We start from the raw sequence: 25,081 nt of genomic DNA, 5'->3' as shown, positions 1-25,081 counted from the left end.
TTAATCTTCAGGTTGAACTGCTATTTTACCTTTTTCTACGCTGAACATCTTGCCCTTTTCATCATTCATGTCGATTACGTGGTCAACACTAATGGCGCTGACAAAAACCTGCGCTTTTGTCGATTTCAGGCGACTTGCCAGCAGATGACGACGCTGGTCATCAAGCTCCGAAGCAAAGTCATCGATCAGGTAAATACAACGTCGTCCGCTTTGACGTGTCAGGTACTCTCCCTGCGCCAGGCGCAGGGCACACATTAATAATTTCAGCTGGCCGCGGGACAGCAAGTCTTCCACCGGTGTGCCCGCAGCGCGGATACGAAAATCCGCTTTATGCGGGCCGCTGGCCGTATAGGTCAGGGCCCGGTCACGTTCAAAATTACGTTCCAGTAATTCTGCATAATCCGTCTCTTTGTCCCAGCCACGCTGATAGGAAAAACTCAGCTCATATTCCGGCAAAAATTGCTGACAGGTGGCTTTAATCTCACGGGTAATTTCATCGCTATAAGCCTGTCGCCACTCACTGATTTGCTGTGTCACCGGGGCCAGTTCCTGATCCCACGGCCGTAGCTGGCGATAGCTGGTCACCTGACGCAGTGCTGCATTACGCTGTTTTATCAGCCGCCGCAGATCACTCCATGCGCTGTAAAACCCCGGGTAGTTATGAAAACAGCCCCAGTCAATATAGGCCCGCCGAAACTTAGGGCCACCGGTTAACAGGGTAAAACCCTCCGGGGTAATTAACTGCATTGGCAATAACTGGGCCAGTTCAGCCACCTTGTGTCCGTCGCTGCCATCGACCCGGACTTTACTCTCTCCGGCGCGGTCTTTACTGAGCCCGATACTGTGCTGATGATTTGCATCGTCAATCCGCCCATGCAGTACAAACGAAGGCTGGTCATGGCGGATCACACGTCCGGTCTGAGTACTACGAAATGCCCGTCCATGGCCCAGAGTATAGATAGCTTCCAGTACACTGGTTTTTCCGCTGCCATTAGGGCCGATCAGGAAGTTAACCCCTTCAGAGAGGCAGAGATCAGCCTGAGCGATATTGCGGAAATCTTTAATTATCAGGCGGGTAAGAGCCATAAATTCGTCCGGGGGCGAGAAAAACGTATTCAGGAAAGCCGTTTCCCTGCAGCAGATGGCGGCAGGGAAAACAAAAGATCAGAATGGCAGGCTACAGACGCATCGGCATAACCACATAAGCGGCATGCTGGCTGGCGACATCTTCAATTTGCACACTGGAAACCGAGTCAGTCAGCAGCAGCCTGACATTTTCACATTTCAGGGCATTGAGTACATCCAGCACATAGCTGACATTAAAACCAATTTCCAGCTCACTGCCCTGGTAACTGACATCCAGGATCTCTTCGGCTTCTTCCTGTTCCGGGTTATTTGCCGTAATACGCAGCTGATTTTCCGTAATAAACAGCCGGACACCTCTGAATTTCTCATTCGACAGGATAGCCGCACGGGCAAATGCCTGCCGCAGCAGATCACAACCGGCTTCCAGTGTTTTATCCGGATTTTTTGGCAGCACACGGCGGTAATCCGGGAAGCGTCCGTCCACCAGTTTGGAGGTAAAAATAAAGTCACCGACATGGGCTCGGATGTTACTGCTGCCAATTTGCAACTGTAACGGCGTGTCGCCGCCATCCAGCAATCGGACCAGTTCAACCACCCCTTTACGCGGTACAATCACCGAGTGATCGGGCAAAGACTGGCCCACCGGCATGGCACACACCGCAAGGCGGTGGCCATCGGTAGAGACAGTACGCAATTCCTCTCCGGCAGTTTCAAACAGCATACCGTTCAGATAATAGCGTACATCCTGGTGCGCCATCGAAAACTGGGTGGCTTCAATCAGTCGTTTCAGTGTCGCCTGTGGCAGAGTAAATTCCACCTCACTTTGCCAGTCATCGAGATTTGGAAAATCCGTCGCCGGCAAGGTCGATAATGAGAAACGGCTGCGTCCTGAACGTACCAGCATTCTGTCGTTTTCCAGAATAACGTGGATTTCAGCACCTTCCGGCAGGCCGCGACAGATGTCCAGAAACTTACGTGCCGGCACAGTCGTTTCACCAGCCTCATGAGGCTGGCTAAGAGCAACACGGGCTACCATCTCCATTTCGAGATCGGTACCGGTCAGAGACAACGCGCCATCGGTAACCTGCAACAACAGGTTGCCGAGAATAGGTAATGTCGGACGTCCCCCCAGGGGGCCGCTCACTTGTTGTAATGGTTTGAGCAACTGCTCTCTTTCTACAATAAATTTCATAGCGTCAGGAAGATAATGTTCTGATTAAATTGGAGAAATCTTCTTTTATATCGTGACTTTCTTCACGCAACTGCTCAATCTTACGGCAGGCATGCAACACTGTCGTATGGTCGCGGCCGCCGAAAGCATCACCGATTTCGGGCAGACTATGGTTGGTCAGTTCTTTTGCCATCGCCATTGCCATCTGCCGGGGTCTGGCCACCGAGCGTGAACGTCGTTTAGACAACAGATCAGCGACTTTAATTTTATAGTATTCTGCGACTGTTTTCTGAATATTATCGATAGTGACCAGTTTTTCCTGTAAAGCCAGTAAATCGCGCAGCGCTTCCCGGACAAAGTCGATGGTGATTGCCCGGCCGGTAAAATTGGCATTCGCAATCACACGGTTTAATGCCCCTTCCAGCTCACGGACGTTTGACCGTAAGCGTTTGGCAATAAAGAAAGCCACTTCCCCCGGCAGACGGATTTTATTCTCGTCCGCTTTTTTCATCAGGATGGCGACCCTGGTTTCCAGTTCAGGCGGCTCTATCGCCACTGTCAGGCCCCAGCCAAACCGTGATTTCAGACGATCTTCAACCCCGTTAATTTCTTTCGGGTAACGATCTGATGTCAGGATAATCTGCTGGTTACCTTCCAGAAGTGCATTAAAGGTATGGAAAAACTCTTCCTGGGAACGCTCTTTATTTGCAAAAAACTGGATATCATCAATTAACAGTGCATCAACCGAGCGATAATAGCGTTTAAACTCTTCTATCGCATTGTTCTGCAATGCTTTTACCATATCCTGAACAAAGCGTTCAGAATGCATATACACAATTTTTGCATTCGGTTTCCGGGCAATAATGCCGTTCCCCACCGCATGCAAAAGGTGCGTTTTACCTAATCCCGTCCCGCCATATAAAAATAGCGGGTTATAAGCACCGCCCGGATTATCTGCGACCTGACGCGCGGCAGCACGGGCAAGCTGGTTCGATTTACCTTCGACAAAATTATCAAAATTATGCCGGCTGTTAACATTCGAACGATAAGCCACTTCTACCGGCGCGGGCACATTGTCCCAGCTCGGACGACCGTTATTCGGACTAACGGGCGGGCGAGCTGGCGGAACAGGCTGTGAAATATGCGGCGGTGCAACAGTACTCACTGCAGGTGCTGCCGCAGGTGCCGCCGCAGGTCTGGCACCCACTTCAAAACGTAGCTGTGGAATGTCAGCACCACAAAACTCATTCAGCAAGGCATTAATACTATTGATGTATTTATCACGCACCCAGTCGAGTACAAAGCGGTTTGGTGCGTACAGAGCCAGAGTATTGTCGTTTAATTCAGCCTGCAGCGGGCGGATCCACATACTGAATTCAGTGGCAGGTAATTCATCCTGCAAACGGGTAAGGCACTGTTGCCAAAGCGTAAGTGACACGGCGGACTCCACTGGTACAAAAATAAGACAAGAAACGGTGCTAATCTTTTGAAAACACTAATTATTGATACAGACGGAGAAATCGCCTGCTGCAACGATCTGCAAATCATTCTCGCCGGAAGACCCTGAAGGATCATCAGCGGAACGACGGATCATAGCGCAAAGCGGACAAGAGATCCTCCTTTTCTACACTGATTTTACCCATTTTATCCACAGGATTTCAGAATGACAGCGATGAGGTCACGCTCTGTACTCCCGGGTGCCGGAAATCTATTACAGATCTCATCTTTTCACTGGCGTGACTTCCTTACCGCCACTTTTTTTCTGCCGATCACCAGATGATCCGGAAGGATCCTTGCTCTTTATAAGGAAGCCCGTATAATTCTCAGCCTGTTTGTCCGCCAGTCTCCGGACTCCGGGGATTGTGACCAGGCAAACAGGCCGTTACCCGGTATAAAGGTGGCATTATTAGCCGAAGTAAATTGACTCAGGACTGTACAGTTATTACAATCCCGCCTCTTTAATTAAAATACACTGAGGCGTCGGTCGGTTTACTGACTCTGCTACGCGTCACCAAGTGAACATTCTCAAGTTTAGGTAGAAATCGCCATGAAACGCACTTTTCAACCGTCTGTACTGAAGCGCAACCGTTCTCACGGCTTCCGTGCTCGTATGGCTACTAAAAATGGTCGTCAGGTTCTGGCACGTCGTCGTGCTAAAGGCCGTGCTCGTCTGACCGTTTCTAAGTAATAAAGCGAACCCTGGTGGGTAAGCTCGCATTTCCCAGGGAGTTACGTTTGTTAACTCCCAATCATTTCACTTTCGTCTTCCAGCAGCCACAACGAGCTGGCACGCCGCAATTGACTATTCTCGGCCGCCAGAATTCGCTGGGGCATCCCCGCATCGGTCTTACTGTCGCTAAGAAACACGTAAAACGCGCCCATGAACGTAACCGGATTAAACGTTTAACCCGGGAAAGTTTTCGTTTGCGCCAGCACGAGCTTCCGGCGATGGATTTTGTCATCGTTGCAAAAAAAGGGATTGCCGACCTGGATAACCATACTTTGACGGAAGTGTTGGAGAAACTATGGCGTCGTCATTGTCGCCTGGCACGCGGCTCCTGATTGTTCTGATCCGCGTTTACCAACGGGCAATAAGTCCCCTGCTGGGGCCTCATTGCCGTTTCAATCCAACCTGTTCCCATTACGGGATCGAAGCCTTACGTCGTTTCGGGGTGATAAAAGGGTGTTGGTTGACGGTGAAACGCGTATTAAAATGCCATCCGTTACACGCGGGTGGTGACGATCCTGTGCCGCCAAAAAACACTGATACCAGAGAAAACTAACGATGGATTCGCAACGCAATCTTTTTTTCATCGCTTTTCTGTTCGTGTCTTTTATGATCTGGCAAGCCTGGCAGACGGACCACAATCCACAGCCACAGCAAACCCGGACCACTCAGAATACGAACAATACCGCAAGCGATGCCGCAAACCAGGGCGTTCCGGCCAGTGGTCAGGGCAAAACGATTACTGTTAGAACAGACGTCTTGTCTGTTGAAATTAATACCCGTGGCGGTGATGTAGAGCAGGCCCAGTTACTCACTTACCCGAAGACGCTCGGGTCAACCCAGCCTTTCCAGCTGCTGGAAACCTCACCTGACTTTATGTACCAGGCGCAAAGTGGTTTAACCGGCCGTAACGGTCCGGATAACCCTGCCAATGGTGCCCGCCCGCTGTATACCACCACTCAGGACAGCTACCAGATGGCTGACGGTCAGACCGAACTTCGTGTTCCCCTGACCTGGACCGGTGAGAACGGTGTGGTATACACCAAGACGTTTGTCTTCAAACGGGGTGGTTATGCGGTTGATGTTGACTACCATATTGATAACAGCTCGGCACAGCCGCTGGAAGTTTCAATGTTTGGTCAGCTGAAGCAGACAATCACCCTGCCTAAAGCCCGCGATACCGGCAGCAATAACTTTGCACTACATACTTTCCGTGGTGCGGCCTACTCCACCAGCAATGAAAAGTATGAAAAATATAAATTTGATACTATTGCTGATAATGAGAACCTGAATACCAGTACCGATAATGGCTGGGTGGCTATGCTGCAGCAGTATTTCGCTACCGCATGGGTTCCACGGACATCTGGCAGCAACACCCTGTATACCAGTAATCTGGGTAACGGTCTGGCGGCTATCGGTTACAAATCATCGCCGGTCACTATTGCCGCCGGTGCACAACAGGACCTGAATGCGACCCTGTGGGTTGGCCCGGAAATTCAGGATCAGATGGCTGCCGTTTCCCCGCACCTCGACTTAACTGTGGATTACGGCTGGTTGTGGTTTATCTCTCAGCCACTGTTTAAGCTGCTGAAATTTATCCACAGCTTTATCGGTAACTGGGGCTTCTCAATTATCGTTATCACCTTTATTGTCCGCGGTATCATGTACCCGCTGACTCGTGCGCAATACACCTCAATGGCGAAAATGCGCATGCTGCAACCAAAAATCCAGGCAATGCGTGAGCGTCTGGGTGAAGATAAGCAGCGTATGAGTCAGGAAATGATGGCGCTGTATAAAGAAGAAAAAGTGAACCCGCTCGGCGGCTGTCTGCCTCTGGTTATCCAGATGCCAATCTTCCTGGCCCTGTACTACATGCTGATGGGCTCGGTTGAATTGCGTCAGGCTCCGTTTATCCTGTGGATCCACGACCTGTCAGTACAGGACCCGTACTACATCCTGCCGGTACTGATGGGTGTAACCATGTTCTTCATTCAGAAGATGTCTCCGACCACGGTGACCGACCCAATGCAGCAGAAGATTATGACCTTTATGCCGGTCATCTTTACCGTCTTCTTCCTGTGGTTCCCGTCAGGTCTGGTGCTGTACTATATCGTCAGTAACCTGGTCACGATTATTCAGCAGCAGCTGATTTATCGCGGCCTGGAAAAACGCGGATTACACAGCCGTAAGAAAAAAGCCTGATAACCTGTCACGCCAGCCACCGGCGGCGTGATCATTAACGGCACTCAGGATATGATAAGGCGGTCTTCTGACCGCCTTTTTTTATTGGTAAAAGAGAGAACAGCTATGAGCCACAGCGATACTATCGTCGCCCAGGCAACACCTCCTGGCCGCGGCGGAGTCGGTATATTACGTATTTCGGGGCCGAAAGCCGCAGAAGTTGCACAACAGATTTTAGGCAAACTGCCCAAAGCACGTTATGCCGACTACCTGCCCTTTATGGACGCCAATGGCACTGTACTGGATCAGGGGATTGCTCTGTGGTTCCCCGGCCCGAACTCTTTTACCGGAGAAGATGTACTCGAGTTACAGGGGCATGGCGGCCCGGTGATCCTCGACCTGTTACTGAAACGGGTTATTGCCTTACCGGGACTGCGGATTGCGAGGCCGGGCGAATTTTCGGAACGCGCATTTCTCAATGATAAACTGGACCTTGCCCAGGCCGAAGCGATTGCCGATTTAATTGATGCCAGTTCAGAACAGGCCGCGCGTTCTGCCGTTAACTCATTGCAGGGTGTTTTCTCTCAGCGGGTCAGCCATCTGGTGGAGGCCCTGACTCATCTGCGTATTTACGTCGAGGCTGCCATCGACTTCCCTGACGAAGAGATTGATTTCCTGTCGGACGGAAAAATTGAGGCGCAGCTTAATCAGGTTATGCAGGATCTGGAAAACGTCCGTACCGAAGCGCGGCAAGGCAGCTTATTGCGCGAAGGAATGAAGGTGGTGATTGCCGGGCGGCCAAATGCCGGAAAATCCAGTCTGCTCAATGCACTGGCGGGAAGAGAAGCCGCTATCGTCACGGATATCGCCGGTACTACCCGTGATGTCCTGCGCGAACATATTCATATTGATGGCATGCCGTTGCATATCATTGATACTGCCGGGTTACGTGAATCCAGTGATGAAGTGGAGCGGATAGGGATTGAGCGCGCATGGCAGGAAATCTCCGCCGCCGACCATGTATTGTTTATGGTCGATGGCACCACCACCCGCGCCACAGACCCGCAGCAAATCTGGCCGGACTTTATCGCGCGGCTGCCACCCGCCCTGCCGGTAACCGTTATCCGTAATAAGGCTGATGTGACCAGTGAGGCTCTCGGGGCAGAACAACAAGGGGATAATACCGTGATCCGCCTGTCGGCGCGCACCGGCGCAGGTATTGATCTGCTGCGCGAACATCTGAAACAGAGTATGGGCTTTTCCGGAAATATTGAAGGCGGGTTTATCGCCAGACGCCGCCACCTGGAAGCACTGGAAGCTGCCAGCAGTCACCTGCTTCAGGGCCAGTACCAGTTACTCGGTGCCCGGGCCGGCGAACTGCTGGCAGAAGAATTACGTCTTGCGCAGCAGTCACTCAGCGAAATTACCGGAGAGTTCACCGCCGATGATCTGCTGGGACGTATTTTCTCCAGCTTCTGTATCGGCAAATAAAACAGCAAAACGCATCGGTTCAGAACACACCTGTGATATCACAGTTCTGACTGCGCTTCCGCCCTGCCTGCATCGCAAATATCTCCCGGGGGGTTCCCCCCGGTGTCCGGTATACCGATTAAAGGGGCCTCTGCCCCGACAGAACCAGCCTGCTCTGACCATAACCTGACATACGACGGGTAAACCCGTAGTATAAGTGTTTATCTGTGCCCCTCCGGACGGTCCGGAGAGAACGTGACATGAGTATTCCGTAAATGAGTAAGCTGACCCCTCTGCAAACAAAAGTCGCCGGACAGATCCTTGAGTCGATCGCCTGCGGAGATTTCCCGCCAGGCAGCCACATAAAAGAGATCGAACTGGCGCAGCATTTCGGTGTGTCCCGATCACCGATCCGCGGGGCTCTGTTTTATCTGGCCGGTCAACAGATCCTGACGGCAGAGAAACACTGTGGCTTTACTGTAGCAACGGCCTGTAGTGAGGCTTTGCAGAACACGCTGGCCGGACTGCGGGTTGCAGAAGACGATCTCTACCGTCTTATTATTGACGACCATCTGAATCAGACACTGCCCGGGCACATAAATGAGAGTGACCTGCTGCGCCGTTATCAGTGCAGCAAGAGTATCCTGCGGCGCTGCCTGCAGCGCCTGACAGAAGAAGGAATTATACAGCGAAAACATGGTCATGGCTGGGTGATGATGCCGACGCTGGCAAGCGCAGAGCAGCGGCTGGAAAGTTACCGGTTTCGTATGCTACTGGAACCGGCAGCCCTGATGGAACCCGGATTTTGTGTGGTTCCAGAACAGCTCCGGCAATGCCGTGATAATCAGCTGGCACTGCTCAATGGCGTACCGGACAGTCAACATTTTATTGAAAGTAATGCACGGTTCCATGAATTACTGGCCGCCTGGTCAGGCAACCGTTTTATCCTGCATAGCATTCAGCAGCAAAACCGTCTGCGGCGTCTGACAGAGACACATACTATTAATAATCTCCGGCGGGTCAAAGTGTCCTGTCAGGAGCATTTAGCAATACTGGATGCCCTGGCAGAGGGTGATAATCAACAGGCTTCGGCCCTGTTATATCGTCATCTGCAGGTCGCCAGTCAGCTGGGAGTGGCCCGCCGTAAATCCTGACCGGCAAGTAGCTCAGCCACCTTACTCGTTGCTTAGCGGCCGGGAAAACAGATTACCCCTGAGTGCGTGGTGATTTAACCGACGCACCGGCTTCCGCACCCACCGACATCAGTGCACCTGCATTCAGCAGCCCGCCAACGGCCTGAGCAAGATCGGCTGGCATGGCGATAACTTTAGCATTATCACTTTTTGATAACTCACTCAGGGTCTGTACATAGTTATTAGCCAGCTGAAATGACATCGCCTGATGTCCGCCGCTGGCATTCAGTGCAGCCGCTAGCTGGTCGGTGGCTTTCTTCTGACCGCTGGCGAGGGTTTCTATCGCTTCCGCTTCACGCCGGGAGGCCTCCAGTCTGGCTTCCGCATCCAGGATCATCGCCTGTTTTTTCCCTTCAGCTTCACGGATCGCTGCATTCTTGTTCCCCTCAGCACGGGTTTCAGTCGCTTTACGTTCCCGTTCTGCTGCTGCCTGTTGCTCCATCGATTTACGCATAGAATCAGAGGGCGTGATATCCTGAATATCCACCGTTCTCAGGATCAGCCCCCAGTCATTCATCTGCTCTTCCATGTTGGCCCGCAGGGTAATCGCCAACTGGTCACGGTTAGACAGGGTATCATCCAGGTTCATCCCCCCGACAGCATTACGAATAGTGGTCATCACCAGATTCTGTACCGCCGCACTATAGCTATCCACGCCGTAAGCCGCCTTGTTAGGATCGGCTATCCGGACAAAGCAAATCGCATTGACCCCGACAGTGGCATTGTCTTTGGTGATCCCTTCAATACCTTTCACCTCAAACATCTGGTCTTTGGCCGACATTTTATAAGCCACCACATCAATAAACGGGATTAAAATATTCAGTCCCGGATTGAGGGTACTGTGATATTTCCCCAGTCGCTCGACAATCCACTGGTCAGCCTGCGGAACAATACGCACACATTTAAAAAACGTCACTGCCAGTAACACAATTACTAAGCCTAACGCCATCAGTCCCGGTGACATAAGGTCTCCTCCTTAAAGGTGAACAGAACAATTATACAAGGTCAACTTTCACTACACCGTCACCCGCCATCGCAATCACTTTTACCCGTGTCTGCCTGGGTAACGCCCTGTCGCTGATACAAGGCCACTCCTGACGTCCCTGTACCGGTTTACTCAGCAACAGAATACCCTGCTGTCCCGGGGTCAGCGCGCAGGCCAGTATACCTTGCTGACCGGTCAGTGGTTCAGCGAGCCAGGGCTCAGGTTTACTGCGTATCCAGCGCACCCATACCCAGGCACAGAGAACCGACGCCACTATCCAGACCAGCAACTGCCCGGCCACCGGGAAGTCCGGCAGAAAAAGGACCAGCATGGCCGGAATCAGGGCAGCAATAGCCATCCACAGGCCGAAAAAGGTGGTGGTAAATATCTCAACCAGCGCAAAAATAGCAGCAATCGCGATCCAGAACCAAAACACTCCGCTAATTTCCATCGGTGCTCCTTTGTCCGATCAGTACTGCCGGTTAATTTCCCCTGAAATACTCATCATGTTACCGGCAGCCATCATTGTGGCTGAAATTCAGACAGAATACAGAACCAATAGCATATTATGAAAAATTAAAACACCCGCCAGCAGTACGGGATAGCCAGTCTCCGGGGCTGAGGGAAAGACACTGTCGTCAGAGACGACAGTGTCAGGTGTACCGGCCGGTCAGCGTAATTCGATGACCCGGTCGGCAGAGGCAATAGTTGAAGGGTGGTGGGCAATAAAAATTCGGGTAATTTTAAGCTGGCTGATGGCGGCATTAACCCTGGCTTCATTATCCAGATCCAGATGACTGGTGGCTTCATCCAGGAACAGAATCGCGGGACGACGATAGAGCGCGCGGGCAATCAGCAGCCGCTGTTTTTGCCCTCCGGATAAACTGCCGCCCAGTTCAGAAACCAGTGTTTCGTAACCCATCGGCATCTGCATAATCTCGTCATGAATATGACTGTTTCTGGCGCAGTCAGTCACCCACTGCATATCTTTTTGTTCACTGAATCCGGAAATATTTTCGGCGATCGACCCGGCAAACAATTTATCTTCCTGCAACACACAGGCAATCCCCTGCCGGTAGTTATTAATTCCTGCCCCGGCAATATCAATGCCGTTACACAGGATCGAACCACTGTCCGGGGCTAACAGGCCACTCATCACCTTCATTAAGGTGGTTTTCCCGGCCCCTGAAGGCCCGGTAATGGCCACACTTTCCCCCGCATCGACCCTTATATTTATGTCCGAAAAGATTGGCCGGCTGAGTTTGTCATACTGATAACTCAGGTCGCGAACCTGTAAACCGGCTGCTTTATCCGGCTGACAGAGACTTCTGGCGGGCTGAAATGCTTCCGGCTCATGCAATACAATATCGGCAATCCTGTCGTTATGCAGTGCCAGCATACGCAGTTGTAATAGCATATCGATCAGCGATGACGCCCGTTCTGAGAACTGACCACGGTAAGCATTAAAAGCTACGAACATGCCGACTGTCATATTGCCGTCAATCACCATTGAAGCTCCCAGCCACAGAATGACGACCTGATCGACCGTCGAGATCAGCGAGTTAACCCCGCCAAACAACATATCCAGCCGGCTCATACGGATTCCGGCATTGGTGGTATCAATATTCAGGTTAAGCCAGTACTGGGAACGGGTGCCTGACAGGCCCAGCACCTTCAGGGTGCTGATACCGTACAAGGTTTCCATAAAATGAGAACTGGCACGGGCTCCTTTCACAATATGCTCTTCCTGCGCCTGGCGGTAGCGCTGGTAAGTCGTTAAGCGCAGCAGCATATACAACAGGGTGAACCCCAGCACGACAAAAATCAGCCAGCCACCATACAGATACATCATCACCAGCACGCTGACAGAAACAATAATATCAATAATGCCGTTCACCAGGCTGCTGGTCAGGGTACCGCGGATAGTATCCAGTGACGCAAAACGGGACTGAATATCACCGGCTTTGCGTTTTTCAAAATAGACCAGCGGCAGGCGGAGCAGATGATCCATCAGGCCGGTTTTCCACTGAATATCAATCAGTGACTGCATCACCAGTGATGTCCAGGAACGCAGCATACTGATAAAAGTGCGGAACAGAATAAAGGTCAGCAGTCCCAGACAAATCAGGCTCAGCAGATCATGGTCACGGGCAATCAGCACATGGTCCATAACCAGCTGGGTACCGACCGGAATAAGAATGTTAACCGCCTCAACGACCAGCGACAGACAAAAGATTTTAATCAGAAAGCCCGGCAGGCCTGAGATATTCCGCATCATTGACCACAGGCTGAGGCGGGAGCGGGCTTTCAGCGGGATAAACTCGTTATCCGGCCAGATTTCGAGGGCAATACCCGAGAAATGTTGTGACATTTCACGCATCCCAATAATCCGGCGACCAAGGGCCGGATCATGGATAATAAACCGTGAACGCCGGACTGCGACCAGTACCACAAAATGGTTCATATCCCAGTGCAGCAGACAGGGCCTTTTCAGCTGATTTATTTCATCCAGATCCAGGGACAAAGGGCGTGTCTTCATTGCCAGTTGCCCGGCAATATGCATCAGGGTGGTCAGTGTCGCCCCATGAGATGAAACACCAAAACGGCGACGCAGGTTTAACAGGTCAATGTCCATCCCGAAATAGCGACATACCATCGTCAGGCAGGCCAGCCCGCATTCAGCGGCTTCGGTCTGTAAGATGGCGGGCACCCGCCGCCACAGGCTAAAGTTCACCCGACGGCTTATTTGCTCAAAAAAAGAGGCATTCATCAGACCGGCCCTCCGAGGCTACGCCGGATATCGTAATAAGGCGACAGGATCCATTGATATAAGGGCCGGCGTTCCAGAAACAGGGTGGCCTGAGCCTTCATACCATTTGACCAGTTCATTGATTCTCCACGGAACCTGAAGCTGTCGGCCGCCAGTTCAATAATCGTTTTATAGTAAGCCTGGCCTGCACCATTATTCACCGCAGGTGCAATGCTGCTGTACATCATCAGCTCTTTCGCACTGGCGGGGATCCGTGATACAGATTTAATCCTGCCAGGAAACTGACCAAATTTCTGGAAAGGATAAGCGTCATAGCGCAGGTTAACCGCATCTCCCGGGGACACATAAGGCACACTGCTGTCCGGCAGCCACAACACCAGCAAAAACTGTGGACGCCCTCCCGGCATCAGTTGTGCCAGGCTATCGCCGGCGGCCACCATCTGCCCGGCCGTATACACCATATTTTCGATATTACCCTCTTCAGGCGCGGTAATAATCAGCGTACCACTGGCATTCACCTCAGCCAGCTCGCGCTGTAACTCACTGCGTTTTAACGCATATTCTGCTGCTTTATTATCAAAGTCGGCTGACTGGGTAGCAATCTCAGTCTCCAGACTGATAACCTGCAGCCCTTCCTGGATCAGCTGAGTATTCAGGCTTTGCACGAGGATTGCTGCTGATAAAACAGATAACGCTGATTATTAAACTGCTCTTTATTAATCAGACCTTTACGTAAGTAATCGTCATAATTACCCATGCTTTTCTGCATATCCTGTAGCCCGCGTCCGGCACTGCTGATCAATTCCTGTGACTTTTTATAAGCCTGCCGGTATTGGGCCAGTTGCTGTTGCAGGCTGTTTAATGACGATTGTTTATTTTGTTCTGTTTTTTCAATGATCTGTTCTATCAGAGTCAGCTGATAATTAATGGCTTCTGCCCCGCGAGCACTGACATTACCGCTACTGGTGGTCCGGCTGACATCAATCTCATACAGAGGCTCACCTTTGTTAACCCGTTGTCCGGTCTGCAGAAATGTCCTGGTCACCACGCCCTGCTGCGGCGCATATATAGTGATTGCCTGTTGCAGGGAAATAATTTCCCCGTCAACGTTAATTCGCCGGGTATATTGTCCGAAGATAATACCGGCCATAATTATTAAAAAGAACAACCCGGATAAAATAGCGACCAGCCATGAGGGACAGGACGAAATTAACAATGCCTTCCCCAGCCATTGATTTTTAATATTATCCAGCGCTTCCTTTCTGAAAATAGATTTACCTTCCATGACAGATAACCATGTAAATTGCTATGTATAATTAACCACCAGGATAAACATCCGTTATTCACCCTTTGGAAATATGAAAAGGTGTCGCGCAAGGCGACACCTTTTATTCAGAGAGAATTATTTTTTATCAAAGAAAAATTTCACTGTCGATGAAAACGCACCATATACCGATTCAAATATCATGCCGATATTGTTACCGATAGCAGCAGCATTCGCGACAGAGTTTTTCATACCGATCAGTTTCATTGCGCCGCCGACCATAGAACCCAGCGAGCCCAGTGAACTGGCAAGAGTCCCGGCGCCAGAAACAGTCTGTACTTCAGTTTGTGTTAATTCTTTCATAAAAATTTCCTTTTTTTAATATTCCCGGTGTTGTAAGTAGCAATAATCCAGTCATCAGCCTGATATCCCGGTTATTGCTACCGGAACAAAATATACACTGCCCTCCCTGTTTTCAATATCATACATTTATCCGCCGGTCAGACAATGCCTTCCGGTAATTAACAATAAATAGCCAGGTAATTTGCTGTGAATAAAAAAATCCATCAGAAACAGGCAGAAAGAAAAAACAGGGTTGCCGGTAACTTCCGGAAACCGGGAAAATAACCGTGATCAGTAAAAATATAAAACCTGATTATCAGAAAGTTTCATTAATAAATTTCTTTTAATTGTATTAGTTGCGCTGCGGACAGACCCTGATTGCCGGTCTGTCCGCTGGCGGGGTTAGCCGATAGCACCCAGCGCATCATCCTGGCCCTGGTGGCGCGGTAGCAGAAACAGGGTTGCCACAATATCCAGCACATAAATCAATGCCAGCAGCGTAATCGCAGCACTGAATGACCACTCTGAAGCCAGCATCCCTGTTACCAGCGGGCCAAACCCGCCGACGCCCCGTCCAAGGTTAAACAGAACATTCTGGGCAGTGGCCCGCGAGGCGACCGGAAAAGTATCGGAAATTAATGCACCGTAACCGCCTATCATACCATTCACAAACAACCCCATAACCGCGCCGGCCACCAGCATCAGGGACGGGTCGGTCAGCCGGGCATAGACAATCACCATCACCACCGCACCCAGCTGGTAAAGAATAAAGATTTTCCAGCGGGAAAAACGGTCAGCCAGCATACCGAACAGCCCAATCCCCAGGGTCATACCTGCCACCGTCACGGCGGTCCATAACCCCGATTTGGTCAGGCTGAAACCGAACGATGAAGACAAATAGCTGGGCATCCAAATCATCAGCCCGTAATAACCGAAATTCTGTACCGAGCATAAAATGAAAATCCCCAGGCTGGCTTTTGCCGTGGCACGATCGTTTACCAGTAATCTGAGGCGGGACATAAATGAACGCTGTTGTTCTTTCTTTGGCTGACGAATAAACGATTCCGGTTCGCTCAGCCCGTGACGGATGGCAAACGAAAACAGCGCCGGGACCAGCCCCACCAGAAACATGCCACGCCAGCCAATCACTGTCAGCAGCAGTGGCGTAATTACTGCCGCCAGCAACACCCCGGCCTGCCAGCCAATACCTACCCAGGCAGAGGCTCTGTTGCGCTTGCTGGCCGGCCAGACTTCGGCAATCAGCGCCATCCCTATACCAAACTCGCCCCCCAGGCCGACCCCGGCCAGGGTCCGGTAAATCAGCAGGTCATGGTAGCCGCGGGCCGTCGCACAGAGTCCGGTAAATACCGAGAACATTAAAATTGTCAGGGTTAATACCCTGACCCGGCCAAACCGGTCACTCAGGTGACCGAAAATAATTCCGCCGGCTACGGCGCCAATCAGCGTCCAGGTAACCAGTGAGCCCGCCTGTGAGTGGTCCAGTGATAAGGAGACACTGATAGCCGGTAACATAAATCCGAGGATTAACAGATCGAATCCATCCATAGCATAGCCGCTGACAGCAGCCAGCATGGCTTTTGCCGGGGTTACAGTTTTCTTTTTTTGCACGCTCGGGTTCCTTGACTGGTCGGAAAAATAAACCTGCAAAGTATAAAAACAGGGATACCAACACGCTACCAATATCAGGAAGAAAGGAAAAAACAGAAAGGGGCAGCCTGCCACGCGGCGGGCAGACTGCGGAACACCGGGTTATTCCGGGGTGTCATCTCCGGCCAGCCACTGATCGAGTTGATCACCGCCCATATGCCGGAAATCATGACCTTTGACGAAGTAGAAGATAATTTCGCAGATATTCTGGCAGCGGTCGCCGATACGTTCGATAGCTCTGGCACAGAATAATGCCGTCAGCACACTGGGAATTGTCCGCGGATCTTCCATCATATAAGTCATTAACTGGCGGACAATACCTTCATATTCTTTATCGACTTTTTTATCTTCCCGGTAAATCTGTATTGCTGCCTCGAGATCCATACGGGTAAAGGCGTCCAGCACTTCATGCAGCATTTGTACCGCATGACGTCCAAGGGACTCCAGGCTGACCAGTAAAGGCTGATGTTTATGACCAAATTTCTCCAGCGCCGTCCGGCTGATTTTCTCCGCTACGTCACCGATCCGTTCCAGTTCAGAGATGGTTTTAATGATCGCCATCACCATCCGTAAATCACTGGCTGCCGGTTGCCGTTTGGCAATAATACGCACGCAATCTTCGTCAATCGCGACTTCCATCATATTCACTTTATGGTCGTCATCAATCACCCGCTGGGCCAGTTCCGGGTCCATATTCTGCATCGCATTAATGGCATCCGTCAGCTGTTGCTCAACCAGTCCGCCCATAATCATTACCTGGGTACGAATGTGCTCCAGCTCAGCATTAAACTGACCGGAGATATGTTTATTTAAATTAAGACTGTCCATCATGTTCTCCAGTGTCGCACCCGTATGGCAGCGAAAAATGGTGGCGAAAATTAAGCGTTACAGAATACCGGCTGAGCATCAGCCATAACGGCCGGTAATATAGTCTTCAGTTTGCTTGCATGACGGCTTAGTAAACAGGGTATCCGTATCACTGAATTCAATCAGTTCACCGAGGTACATAAAGGCCGTATGGTCAGAGCAACGCGCCGCCTGCTGCATATTGTGGGTCACAATCACCACCGTATAATCCTGTTTTAATTCGCTGATCAGCTCTTCGATACGTCCGGTAGAAATCGGATCCAGCGCAGAGCAGGGCTCATCAAGCAGCAGAACTTCCGGACGAATCGCAATCCCGCGGGCAATACACAGACGTTGTTGCTGACCACCCGACAGGCTGTAACCGCTCTGGTTCAGCTTGTCTTTGGTTTCGGTCCATAACGCCGCTTTAGTCAGCGCCCACTGCACACGTTCGTCCATCTCGGCACGGGATAATTTTTCGAATAACCGTACGCCGAAAGCGATATTGTCATAAATAGACATCGGGAACGGGGTCGGTTTCTGAAACACCATCCCGACTCTGGCTCGCAGTAACGCAATATCCTGTCCGTTATCCAGGATATTATCGCCATCGAGTAAAATCTGTCCTTCTGCGCGTTGTTCAGGGTACAGCTGAAACATCCGGTTAAAGGTACGCAGCAGCGTCGATTTACCGCACCCTGACGGGCCGATAAAAGCAGTCACCTGATTACGGGCAATATCCAGATTGATATTTTTCAGTGCGTGGAACTGGTTATAAAAGAAATTCAGATCACGTACCTGGATTTTTGCCGACGCCGGGTTAATGTTTGCCATACTCATTGTTCGTCTCTCTTATTCCGGCACCGCTTCTCGCCGCGCCGCAAAAATTAGTTTTTACGTTTGCTAAAAATCATCCGTGCCACGATATTCAGCACTAACACACAGAGGGTAATAATCAGCACCCCTGCCCAGGCCAGGTTTTGCCATTGTGAAAACGGACTCATAGCAAACTTATAAATCGTCACCGGCAGGTTAGCCAGCGGCTGCATCATATCGGTGCTCCAGAACTGATTCGATAACGCAGTGAACAGTAATGGTGCCGTCTCACCGGCAATGCGGGCAATCGCCAGCAGTACCCCGGTAATGATGCCCGAGACGGAGGCTTTCAGCGTAATAACCAGAATCATTTTCCATTTCGGCGTTCCCAGGGCATAAGCAGCTTCACGCATCGTATCCGGGACCAGCTTCAGCATATTTTCGGTGGTCCGGATAACAATCGGGATCTGCAACAGTGCCAGTGCCAGCGCACCAGCCCAGCCAGAGAAGTGATGCATATACGCCACCACCAGGGTGTAAACGAATAGGCCAATCACGATCGACGGGGCGGACAGTAAAATGTCATTAATAAAACGAATCACTTCTGCCAGCACAGATTTACGGCCATATTCCGCCAGGTAAACACCGGCCATAATGCCCAGAGGTGTGCCTGCCAGGGTCGACCAGAGGATCAGTAAACCGCTGCCTGCCAGGGCATTTGCCAGGCCGCCACCATCCGTATTTGGCGGCGGGGTCATCTGGGTAAACAGATCAACTGATAAGCCACCAATCCCGCGAGATACCGTAGTCCAGAGGATCCATACCAGCCAGAACAGACCGAACGCCATGGTCAGTATTGAGAGTAATAAGGCGATTTTATTTTTAAAACCACGCCATGCCTGCATCTTGCGCCGTGATGCTTCCAGCGCTGCGCGGTTTTCTATATCCACCGGAATCATGAGCGCGCTCCTTCACTTTTCGCCAAACGCAGGATCATCAGTTTGGAGATAGCCAGTACCACAAAAGTGATAAAGAACAGGATCAGCCCCAGCTCCATCAGTGCAGAGACATGCAGTCCCGATTCGGCTTCAGCAAATTCATTCGCCAGCGCCGAGGTAATGGTATTGCCCGGCATATACAGAGAGACACTATCCAGCTGGTAGGTATTCCCGATAATAAAGGTCACCGCCATGGTTTCACCCAGTGCCCGGCCTAAGCCCAGCATGATTCCGCCAATAACGCCGTTACGGGTAAACGGTAGCACAATATGCCAGATAACTTCCCAGGTGGTACAACCCAGCCCGTAAGCTGATTCTTTCATCATAACCGGTGTCTGCTCGAAGACATCACGCATCACCGAAGCAATATAGGGAATAATCATAATCGCGAGGATCAGACCCGCCGCCAGAATACCAATACCAAAGGCAGGGCCCGAGAATAGCCGGCCTATAAAGGGTACCGATGACAGCAGGTCACCGACCGGCGTCTGAAAATATTCGGCAAATAACGGGGCAAAGATAAACAGCCCCCACATGCCGTAAACGATACTGGGAATAGCCGCCAGTAGTTCAATAGCCGTGCCAAGCGGGCGGCGCAGCCAGCCGGGTGACAGCTCGGTCAGAAACAGGGCAATACCAAAGCTCACAGGGACCGCAATTAACAGAGCAATAATTGAGGTAACAACTGTCCCGTAAATCGGCACTAAAGCGCCAAATTGTTGATTCGGCGCGTCCCAGGTCTTATCCCAGAGGAAAGCAAAGCCGAATTTATGAATACTGGGCCAGGAAGAAATAATCAGGGAAACGATAATACCACCGAGCAGTAATAGCACCACCAGCGCAGAGAGTTTAACCAATGCGCTGAAAATGATATCACCCTGCTTTCCGGGTGCTTTAAATGTCGGCTTTCTTTCCGCCATAAGAGTCTCAGTCTTCACTATTAACAGGGCGGCATCAGCCGCCCATGGGGTTCACATGATGTAACGGAGTATAACCCTATTGATACAGTGCTTTGCCGTTATTGTCTGTGATATTCGCTTTCCAGGCACTGCGAATTTGTGTCACTACCGATTCCGGCAGAGCAGCATAATCCAGACTTTCTGCGGTTTTTCCGCCGTTGTTATACGCCCAGTCGAAGAATTTCAGCACTGCCGCACCTTTTTCTGCATCCGCCTGTTTTTTATACACCAGGATAAAAGTGGTGGATGAAATCGGCCACGCATCATCACCTTTCTGGTAGGTCAGGTCCTGAGCAAAGGTTTGCTGCCAGTCGGCACCTTTCGCAGAGTTACTGAAGCTTTTTTCGGACGGCAGAATCGCTTTACCGCTGGCATCGACCAGTTTGGTATAGGTCAGATTATTCTGTTTGGCATAAGCATACTCAACATAGCCGATAGATCCCGGCAGACGCTGAACAAAGGCAGCAACACCATCGTTACCTTTCCCGCCCAGACCGGTTGGCCAGTTGACCGTATTCCCTTTACCAATTTTCTCCTTCCACTCATCATTCACCTTTGACAGGTAGCTGGTAAATACGAATGAGGTGCCTGAACCATCAGCACGGCGTACGACATTAATCGCCGTCGACGGCAACTTAACGCCCGGGTTCAGTTTCTCGATAGCCGGGTCATTCCACTTTTTAATGTTACCGAGGTAGATATCCCCGACAGTTTTACCGTCCAGCGTCAGCTCACCGGATTTGACGCCAGGCAGGTTCACTGCCAGTACCACGCCGCCAATCACCGTCGGAAACTGGAACAGACCGTTTTTCTGCAGATCTGCATCACTCAGGGGCGCATCTGACGCACCAAAGTCAACGGTTTTGGCAATGATCTGTTTTACGCCACCGGAAGAACCAATACCCTGGTAGTTCACCTGGCTGCCATCGACCTTCTGGTAATCTGCTGCCCAACGGGCATAGACCGGCGCAGGAAAGGTGCCGCCAGCTCCGGTTAAGTTTGTCGCTGCAAAAGCAGAAACAGCACCAACAGACAGTGTCGCTGCCAGTACGCGGGCTACCGTATTACGCATCAGTGTCATATTCCCTCCGGGGGAGTTAATCTCAGGCTCAGTGCCATTTTTAAATGAGTTTGTCATGCTGCACGAGGGAAAATAGGACAGTTTGGTGACATTAATATGTAAGAAATATGACAGTTTTATGACAGCCACAGACCTGTCCGGCCGACCCGCGGATAAAAACCGGTAATAAAACCACCGCTCACAATGCCAGCAGACCACCTCCACGCAGATCAACAACCGCATTTTTTGCCACTTTACCCGGGGTCACGGTTGTTAACATTCCTGTCAGTACAGCGATAACGATATGAACTATCAGGTATTTTATTCGCGATATTGTAAATACTCCAGCCGAATGGTTGCAAAAGGAATTGCCGGGAGAGGCAGCCGCAAGGCTGCCTTTTTTGCATCTGCCGGATGTTATACCGTACGGCGGGGAGCACGTTTCCCCGCCGCAGCACCAGTCACAGACCCTGATCACCCGGGGTCGGATTAATGTAACTTCTTATCATCGACAAAAATATGATGAGGTGAACGGGCACGCGGGTGGATAAAGAAATGGCCTTTATCTGCCGTATGCGCTTTAACCGGCTCCAGCCTGACATTCGAACCGGGAGCACCTTTTTTACCCATCGCATAAACAATGAACGGCAACGCCAGCACAACCAGAAAACAGACCACCAGCAGGGTTACATAAATACTATTGTCGTGGCTGTCCGGCAGACCAGACGGCGGAAAGAACGAGACAATAAACGCAATCGCAGACGTACAGAAGCCGATAATGGCAACCACCATTTTCACGCCCCGGCCTCCGGGAATATTAAAAGAACGTTTAAGGTCACCTTTCTTACACACCAGCACCAGATACCCGGCAAACAGCATGAAATAGCTGCACAGGTAAATCACCACCGTTAAAGCCAGGGCAATTAAAAATGACATATTATTCCCGCCACCGGTATTGGTCAGAATAATTAACGCAACCGATGTGATCAGCAACTGAGAAATCACCAGAGCCACAGGAACACCGTTTTTGTTCATTTTCGCGAAGCGTGCCGGCAGAATACCCTGCTGGGCGGTAACCAGCATACCGCGCGAAGGTCCGACAATCCACGCTGCTATCTCAGCCAGCACGCCTAACAGCAACAGTGCCGAAATAACTCTGACGATCCATTCCAGACCCTGGCCAAAATGACCAATCAGAATACTGAAAGTCTGCATAACACCGGCGGATAAGTTGATCTGGTCTTTCGGGATAACCGAGGCAATCGAAATACCGCCGACCGAGCTCAGGATAATCGCCACCACCATCAGCAACAGGATCGCCAGCGGATAATCGCGGCCGGGGTTGCTCATTTCGTTAACATGGGTGGCAGAAGCTTCAACGCCCATATAACTGAGGATAAACGCCACAAACACCACTAAGGTGCCTATTTGGGTGAAATCAGGAAAGAAAGTATTACGGCTCATCTCGATGGCTACCGGTGCGCCCGATGCCAGATAACAGATAGCCAGCACGACCAGAATCAGCGCCGGTAACAGGATGCCGGCAAAGAAACCGGCTTTCGCAATCCTGGCCGTATTTTTCGTGCCCCCCAGCTGAGTCAGTGCCAGTCCCCATAAAATGACCAGTGCCGCAACGGTTTTCAGTAACGGATTGGTATTCAGCTCCGGCCATTTCAAAATATAGGACAGGGCCCCGAGCACAAAATACAGCATAGGAATAAAGCCAACCGCTATCTGTAAGTACCCAAACGAAATTGCCGCAAAGCCCCATTTTTTACCCAGGGTATTAGAAACCCAGGTAAAGACTCCCCCCTCCTGCCATCCTTCGACAGTCGCCATTTCTGCCGCACACAGACCCACCGGGATAAACCACAGAAATCCTCCGAGTAATAAGAAAAATATTAACGAGAATCCTGAGGTGGCAAAGGTCGGATATTCATAAACGGCCATGACCATCGATGCAGTAATGGCGAAAAAACCTAACAGCGTTAACTTTCTGGGGCTGATATTTGCGTTAGTCGTAGTCGTAGTCATAAGGTTCTCCCGACAGCTGATTATTCTGTCCGATAATAATGCAGATGAAATTACCGGGGGGTTATCCCCCCCGGTTCAGATAACAGGGTAATCAGCCGTGATTAAAGCCACTGGCTTCTTGTTCTGAAAGCGGTGCAACAATCGGATGCTGTTTGAAGTGTTCTAAGGCACGTTTAATATCATCAATTAACAGAGTCGCTAAGTCATAGCTAACCCCGTGACGTACCAGAATGCGCTGGATCACCAGGTCTTCACGGTGGGCGGGTAACGAGTAGGCAGGTACCTGCCAGCCACGGGAGCGCAGTTTATCCGCCAGGTCATACAGTGTATAACCGCCGGTATTCTGACCCTCTTTGACTTTCCAGGCCAGCGCAGGGATCCCTTTGCTGCTGTCACCGTCAAACAGAATTTCAAACGGCCCCAGACGACTAATCTCTTCCGCCAGATATTGTGCGGTGGCGTAGCAGGCATTGTGGATTTTGGCGTAACCCTCCTTGCCTAAGCGCAGAAAGTTATAATACTGAGCCACAATCTGTCCGCCGGGACGGGAAAAATTCAGTGCAAAGGTCGGCATATTACCGCCGAGATAGTTCACATTAAAAATAAGTTCTTCCGGCAGATCACTGGCTTCACGCCACACTACCCAGCCGGCACCCAGTGGCGCCAGACCAAACTTATGCCCCGAGGCATTCACCGATTTCACCCGTGGCAGACTGAAATCCCACGCCAAATCAGGCGCACAGAACGGTGCCAGGAAACCACCACTGGCGCCATCGACATGAATAGGAATATCTAATCCGGTCTCTTTTTGCACACGGTCAAGCGCATCACTCACTTCCTTCACCGGCTCATACTGACAGGTAAAGGTTACCCCCAGGGTCGGAACAACACCGATGGTATTTTCATCCACCCGTTTAACGACCTCTTCTGCCGACATAATTAAGCGATCACCTTCCATCGGGATCTCACGTAATTCGACATCAAAATAACGGGCAAATTTATGCCAGCAGATCTGTACCGGGCCACAGACCAGGTTTGGCTTATCGGCAGGCAGACCTTGTGCCGCTCTTTTTTTACGCCATTGCCATTTCAGGGCCAGGCCGCCCAGCATCGCAGCCTCAGAAGAACCAATGGTCGAACATCCCAGGGTCGTCTCCGGAGAAGGTGAGTGCCACAGGTCTGCCAGCATTCTGACACAACGGGCTTCAATCTCTGCCGTCTGCGGATACTCATCCTTATCGATCATGTTCTTATCGATAGACAGATCCATCAATTCGCGAATTTCATCATCAACCCATGTCTGACAAAAGGTTGCCAGGTTCTGACGAGAGTTACCATCCAGCATTAACTCATCACGGATCGCATTAAAAACATTACGCGGATTGCGTTCTGGCTCAGGGAATTCGGACTTAGGTAACGATGCGGCTAAATCAACGGAAGCATAAACATCATCGTTCTGATCACGGATGGAATCTTTGGTCGTGCTGCTCATGTAAACCTCATGATTTCTCTGAAGAGGAGTTTGTCGTCTGATATACAGGTCAGGAAACACCGGATAACAGGCGGCACCGTGCCTTCTGAATCTGCAGGCAGAAAAACACTTATTTCAGCGGTCTGGTAGCCACAGAGACAGAAGGAGCTACCTGCTGATGCAATGCAGAACAAAACGCTCTTTAAAGATAGTCTCTTTTCCGGAAATTATGGTTTTTTTCGTGCGAACGGGAGGAGGATATTTTTACTTACTAATAAGTAATAAATTTTCAATTATTAAATAAAACAAAACATTAAAAAAAATAAACATTTCAGCCATATTATTTTAAACTCTGGCTATTACAGAGAGAACGCAGAATAAGACCGTTATTATTATTCCCGTAATATCATTACCGGTCAGCGTCTTTTTGGCCGGTATATTCATCCAGCCGGTTGTTTTCACCATTATTTCCTGAGTTCATCCACAGACTGCTGCCGGGGAAGCGGCCGGTTCAGGCGACTGACAGAAAGAAATCTGCGG

General features: G+C 50.7%; 23 protein-coding genes. 6 read left to right on the top strand and 17 right to left on the bottom strand.

Going from position 1 to position 25,081, the window contains the following annotated elements:
- The 3 genes from recF to dnaA form a co-directional block, all read right to left on the bottom strand.
- The gene (gene recF, locus JK198_RS06390) at nucleotides 1-1,086 is read right to left on the bottom strand and encodes a DNA replication/repair protein RecF (RefSeq protein WP_212707322.1); all 1,086 of its coding nucleotides are present in this window, start codon (nucleotides 1,084-1,086) and stop codon (nucleotides 1-3) included.
- A 91-nt stretch (nucleotides 1,087-1,177) separates the two neighbouring features.
- Entirely contained in the window at nucleotides 1,178-2,278 is a 1,101-nt protein-coding gene (gene dnaN, locus JK198_RS06385; protein ID WP_212707321.1) for a DNA polymerase III subunit beta, read from the bottom strand.
- A gap of 4 nt (nucleotides 2,279-2,282) precedes the next feature.
- Nucleotides 2,283-3,695 (bottom strand): chromosomal replication initiator protein DnaA, encoded by a 1,413-nt coding sequence (dnaA, locus tag JK198_RS06380; protein WP_212707320.1) that lies wholly within the window; start codon nucleotides 3,693-3,695, stop codon nucleotides 2,283-2,285.
- A 609-nt stretch (nucleotides 3,696-4,304) separates the two neighbouring features.
- Here dnaA and rpmH point away from each other — a divergent pair.
- From rpmH to JK198_RS06350, 6 genes are all read left to right on the top strand, one after another.
- Nucleotides 4,305-4,445, top strand: coding sequence for a 50S ribosomal protein L34 (gene rpmH / locus JK198_RS06375; protein WP_000831330.1), 141 nt, complete (start codon nucleotides 4,305-4,307; stop codon nucleotides 4,443-4,445).
- 14 nt (nucleotides 4,446-4,459) lie between these two features.
- The gene (gene rnpA, locus JK198_RS06370; protein ID WP_212707319.1) at nucleotides 4,460-4,819 is read left to right on the top strand and encodes a ribonuclease P protein component; all 360 of its coding nucleotides are present in this window, start codon (nucleotides 4,460-4,462) and stop codon (nucleotides 4,817-4,819) included.
- Nucleotides 4,783-5,040: a membrane protein insertion efficiency factor YidD gene (gene yidD / locus JK198_RS06365; protein WP_212707318.1), complete on the top strand. Its 258-nt coding sequence runs from the start codon at nucleotides 4,783-4,785 to the stop codon at nucleotides 5,038-5,040. Before rnpA ends, yidD begins: the two co-directional genes overlap by 37 nt.
- Before the next feature lie 2 nt (nucleotides 5,041-5,042).
- Nucleotides 5,043-6,686 carry a membrane protein insertase YidC gene (gene yidC, locus JK198_RS06360; protein WP_212707317.1) on the top strand — a complete coding sequence of 548 codons (1,644 nt, stop codon included), beginning with the start codon at nucleotides 5,043-5,045 and terminating at the stop codon, nucleotides 6,684-6,686.
- Nucleotides 6,687-6,791: 105 nt separating this feature from the next.
- The gene (gene mnmE, locus JK198_RS06355; protein ID WP_212707316.1) at nucleotides 6,792-8,156 is read left to right on the top strand and encodes a tRNA uridine-5-carboxymethylaminomethyl(34) synthesis GTPase MnmE; all 1,365 of its coding nucleotides are present in this window, start codon (nucleotides 6,792-6,794) and stop codon (nucleotides 8,154-8,156) included.
- A gap of 254 nt (nucleotides 8,157-8,410) precedes the next feature.
- Entirely contained in the window at nucleotides 8,411-9,289 is an 879-nt protein-coding gene (locus JK198_RS06350) for a GntR family transcriptional regulator (protein WP_212707315.1), read from the top strand.
- A 52-nt stretch (nucleotides 9,290-9,341) separates the two neighbouring features.
- Here JK198_RS06350 and JK198_RS06345 read toward each other — a convergent pair whose 3' ends face one another.
- The 14 genes from JK198_RS06345 to JK198_RS06285 all read right to left on the bottom strand — a co-directional run bounded on the left by JK198_RS06345 (nucleotide 9,342) and on the right by JK198_RS06285 (nucleotide 24,562).
- Nucleotides 9,342-10,292, bottom strand: coding sequence for an SPFH domain-containing protein (locus JK198_RS06345; protein WP_212707314.1), 951 nt, complete (start codon nucleotides 10,290-10,292; stop codon nucleotides 9,342-9,344).
- 31 nt (nucleotides 10,293-10,323) lie between these two features.
- Complete coding sequence (locus JK198_RS06340; RefSeq protein ID WP_212707313.1) at nucleotides 10,324-10,764, bottom strand: NfeD family protein; 441 nt, start codon at nucleotides 10,762-10,764, stop codon at nucleotides 10,324-10,326.
- A gap of 219 nt (nucleotides 10,765-10,983) precedes the next feature.
- Complete coding sequence (locus JK198_RS06335) at nucleotides 10,984-13,083, bottom strand: peptidase domain-containing ABC transporter (protein ID WP_212710300.1); 2,100 nt, start codon at nucleotides 13,081-13,083, stop codon at nucleotides 10,984-10,986.
- On the bottom strand, nucleotides 13,083-13,748 hold the full coding sequence (locus JK198_RS16795; RefSeq protein ID WP_349290185.1) for an HlyD family efflux transporter periplasmic adaptor subunit: 666 nt from the start codon (nucleotides 13,746-13,748) through the stop codon (nucleotides 13,083-13,085). Before JK198_RS16795 ends, JK198_RS06335 begins: the two co-directional genes overlap by 1 nt.
- Nucleotides 13,736-14,368, bottom strand: a complete 633-nt coding sequence (locus JK198_RS16790) for a biotin/lipoyl-binding protein (RefSeq protein ID WP_249213274.1) — start codon at nucleotides 14,366-14,368, stop codon at nucleotides 13,736-13,738. Before JK198_RS16790 ends, JK198_RS16795 begins: the two co-directional genes overlap by 13 nt.
- Before the next feature lie 117 nt (nucleotides 14,369-14,485).
- On the bottom strand, nucleotides 14,486-14,710 hold the full coding sequence (locus tag JK198_RS06325; RefSeq protein WP_212707310.1) for a hypothetical protein: 225 nt from the start codon (nucleotides 14,708-14,710) through the stop codon (nucleotides 14,486-14,488).
- Nucleotides 14,711-15,091: 381 nt separating this feature from the next.
- Nucleotides 15,092-16,282 carry an MFS transporter gene (locus JK198_RS06320; protein WP_212707423.1) on the bottom strand — a complete coding sequence of 397 codons (1,191 nt, stop codon included), beginning with the start codon at nucleotides 16,280-16,282 and terminating at the stop codon, nucleotides 15,092-15,094.
- Between the two features lie 177 nt (nucleotides 16,283-16,459).
- The gene (phoU, locus tag JK198_RS06315) at nucleotides 16,460-17,185 is read right to left on the bottom strand and encodes a phosphate signaling complex protein PhoU (protein WP_212707422.1); all 726 of its coding nucleotides are present in this window, start codon (nucleotides 17,183-17,185) and stop codon (nucleotides 16,460-16,462) included.
- Between the two features lie 78 nt (nucleotides 17,186-17,263).
- A complete protein-coding gene (gene pstB / locus JK198_RS06310) occupies nucleotides 17,264-18,037 on the bottom strand; it encodes a phosphate ABC transporter ATP-binding protein PstB (RefSeq protein ID WP_212707421.1) in 774 nt (257 codons plus the stop codon).
- Between the two features lie 53 nt (nucleotides 18,038-18,090).
- Complete coding sequence (gene pstA, locus JK198_RS06305; RefSeq protein WP_212707309.1) at nucleotides 18,091-18,978, bottom strand: phosphate ABC transporter permease PstA; 888 nt, start codon at nucleotides 18,976-18,978, stop codon at nucleotides 18,091-18,093.
- Nucleotides 18,975-19,937 carry a phosphate ABC transporter permease PstC gene (gene pstC, locus JK198_RS06300; RefSeq protein ID WP_212707308.1) on the bottom strand — a complete coding sequence of 321 codons (963 nt, stop codon included), beginning with the start codon at nucleotides 19,935-19,937 and terminating at the stop codon, nucleotides 18,975-18,977. Before pstC ends, pstA begins: the two co-directional genes overlap by 4 nt.
- Before the next feature lie 76 nt (nucleotides 19,938-20,013).
- Complete coding sequence (gene pstS, locus JK198_RS06295) at nucleotides 20,014-21,057, bottom strand: phosphate ABC transporter substrate-binding protein PstS (protein ID WP_212710299.1); 1,044 nt, start codon at nucleotides 21,055-21,057, stop codon at nucleotides 20,014-20,016.
- Between the two features lie 468 nt (nucleotides 21,058-21,525).
- A complete protein-coding gene (gene gadC / locus JK198_RS06290) occupies nucleotides 21,526-23,070 on the bottom strand; it encodes a glutamate:gamma-aminobutyrate antiporter (protein WP_212707306.1) in 1,545 nt (514 codons plus the stop codon).
- 91 nt (nucleotides 23,071-23,161) lie between these two features.
- Nucleotides 23,162-24,562, bottom strand: coding sequence for a glutamate decarboxylase (locus JK198_RS06285; protein WP_212707305.1), 1,401 nt, complete (start codon nucleotides 24,560-24,562; stop codon nucleotides 23,162-23,164).
- Nucleotides 24,563-25,081 lie beyond the last annotated feature (519 nt).

This window comes from Tatumella sp. JGM91 (genome assembly GCF_018257575.1).
Lineage (GTDB): Bacteria > Pseudomonadota > Gammaproteobacteria > Enterobacterales > Enterobacteriaceae > Tatumella > Tatumella punctata.
The sequence above is the reverse complement of the archived record's forward strand: the minus strand, read 5'-3'. Positions and strand labels throughout refer to the sequence as shown.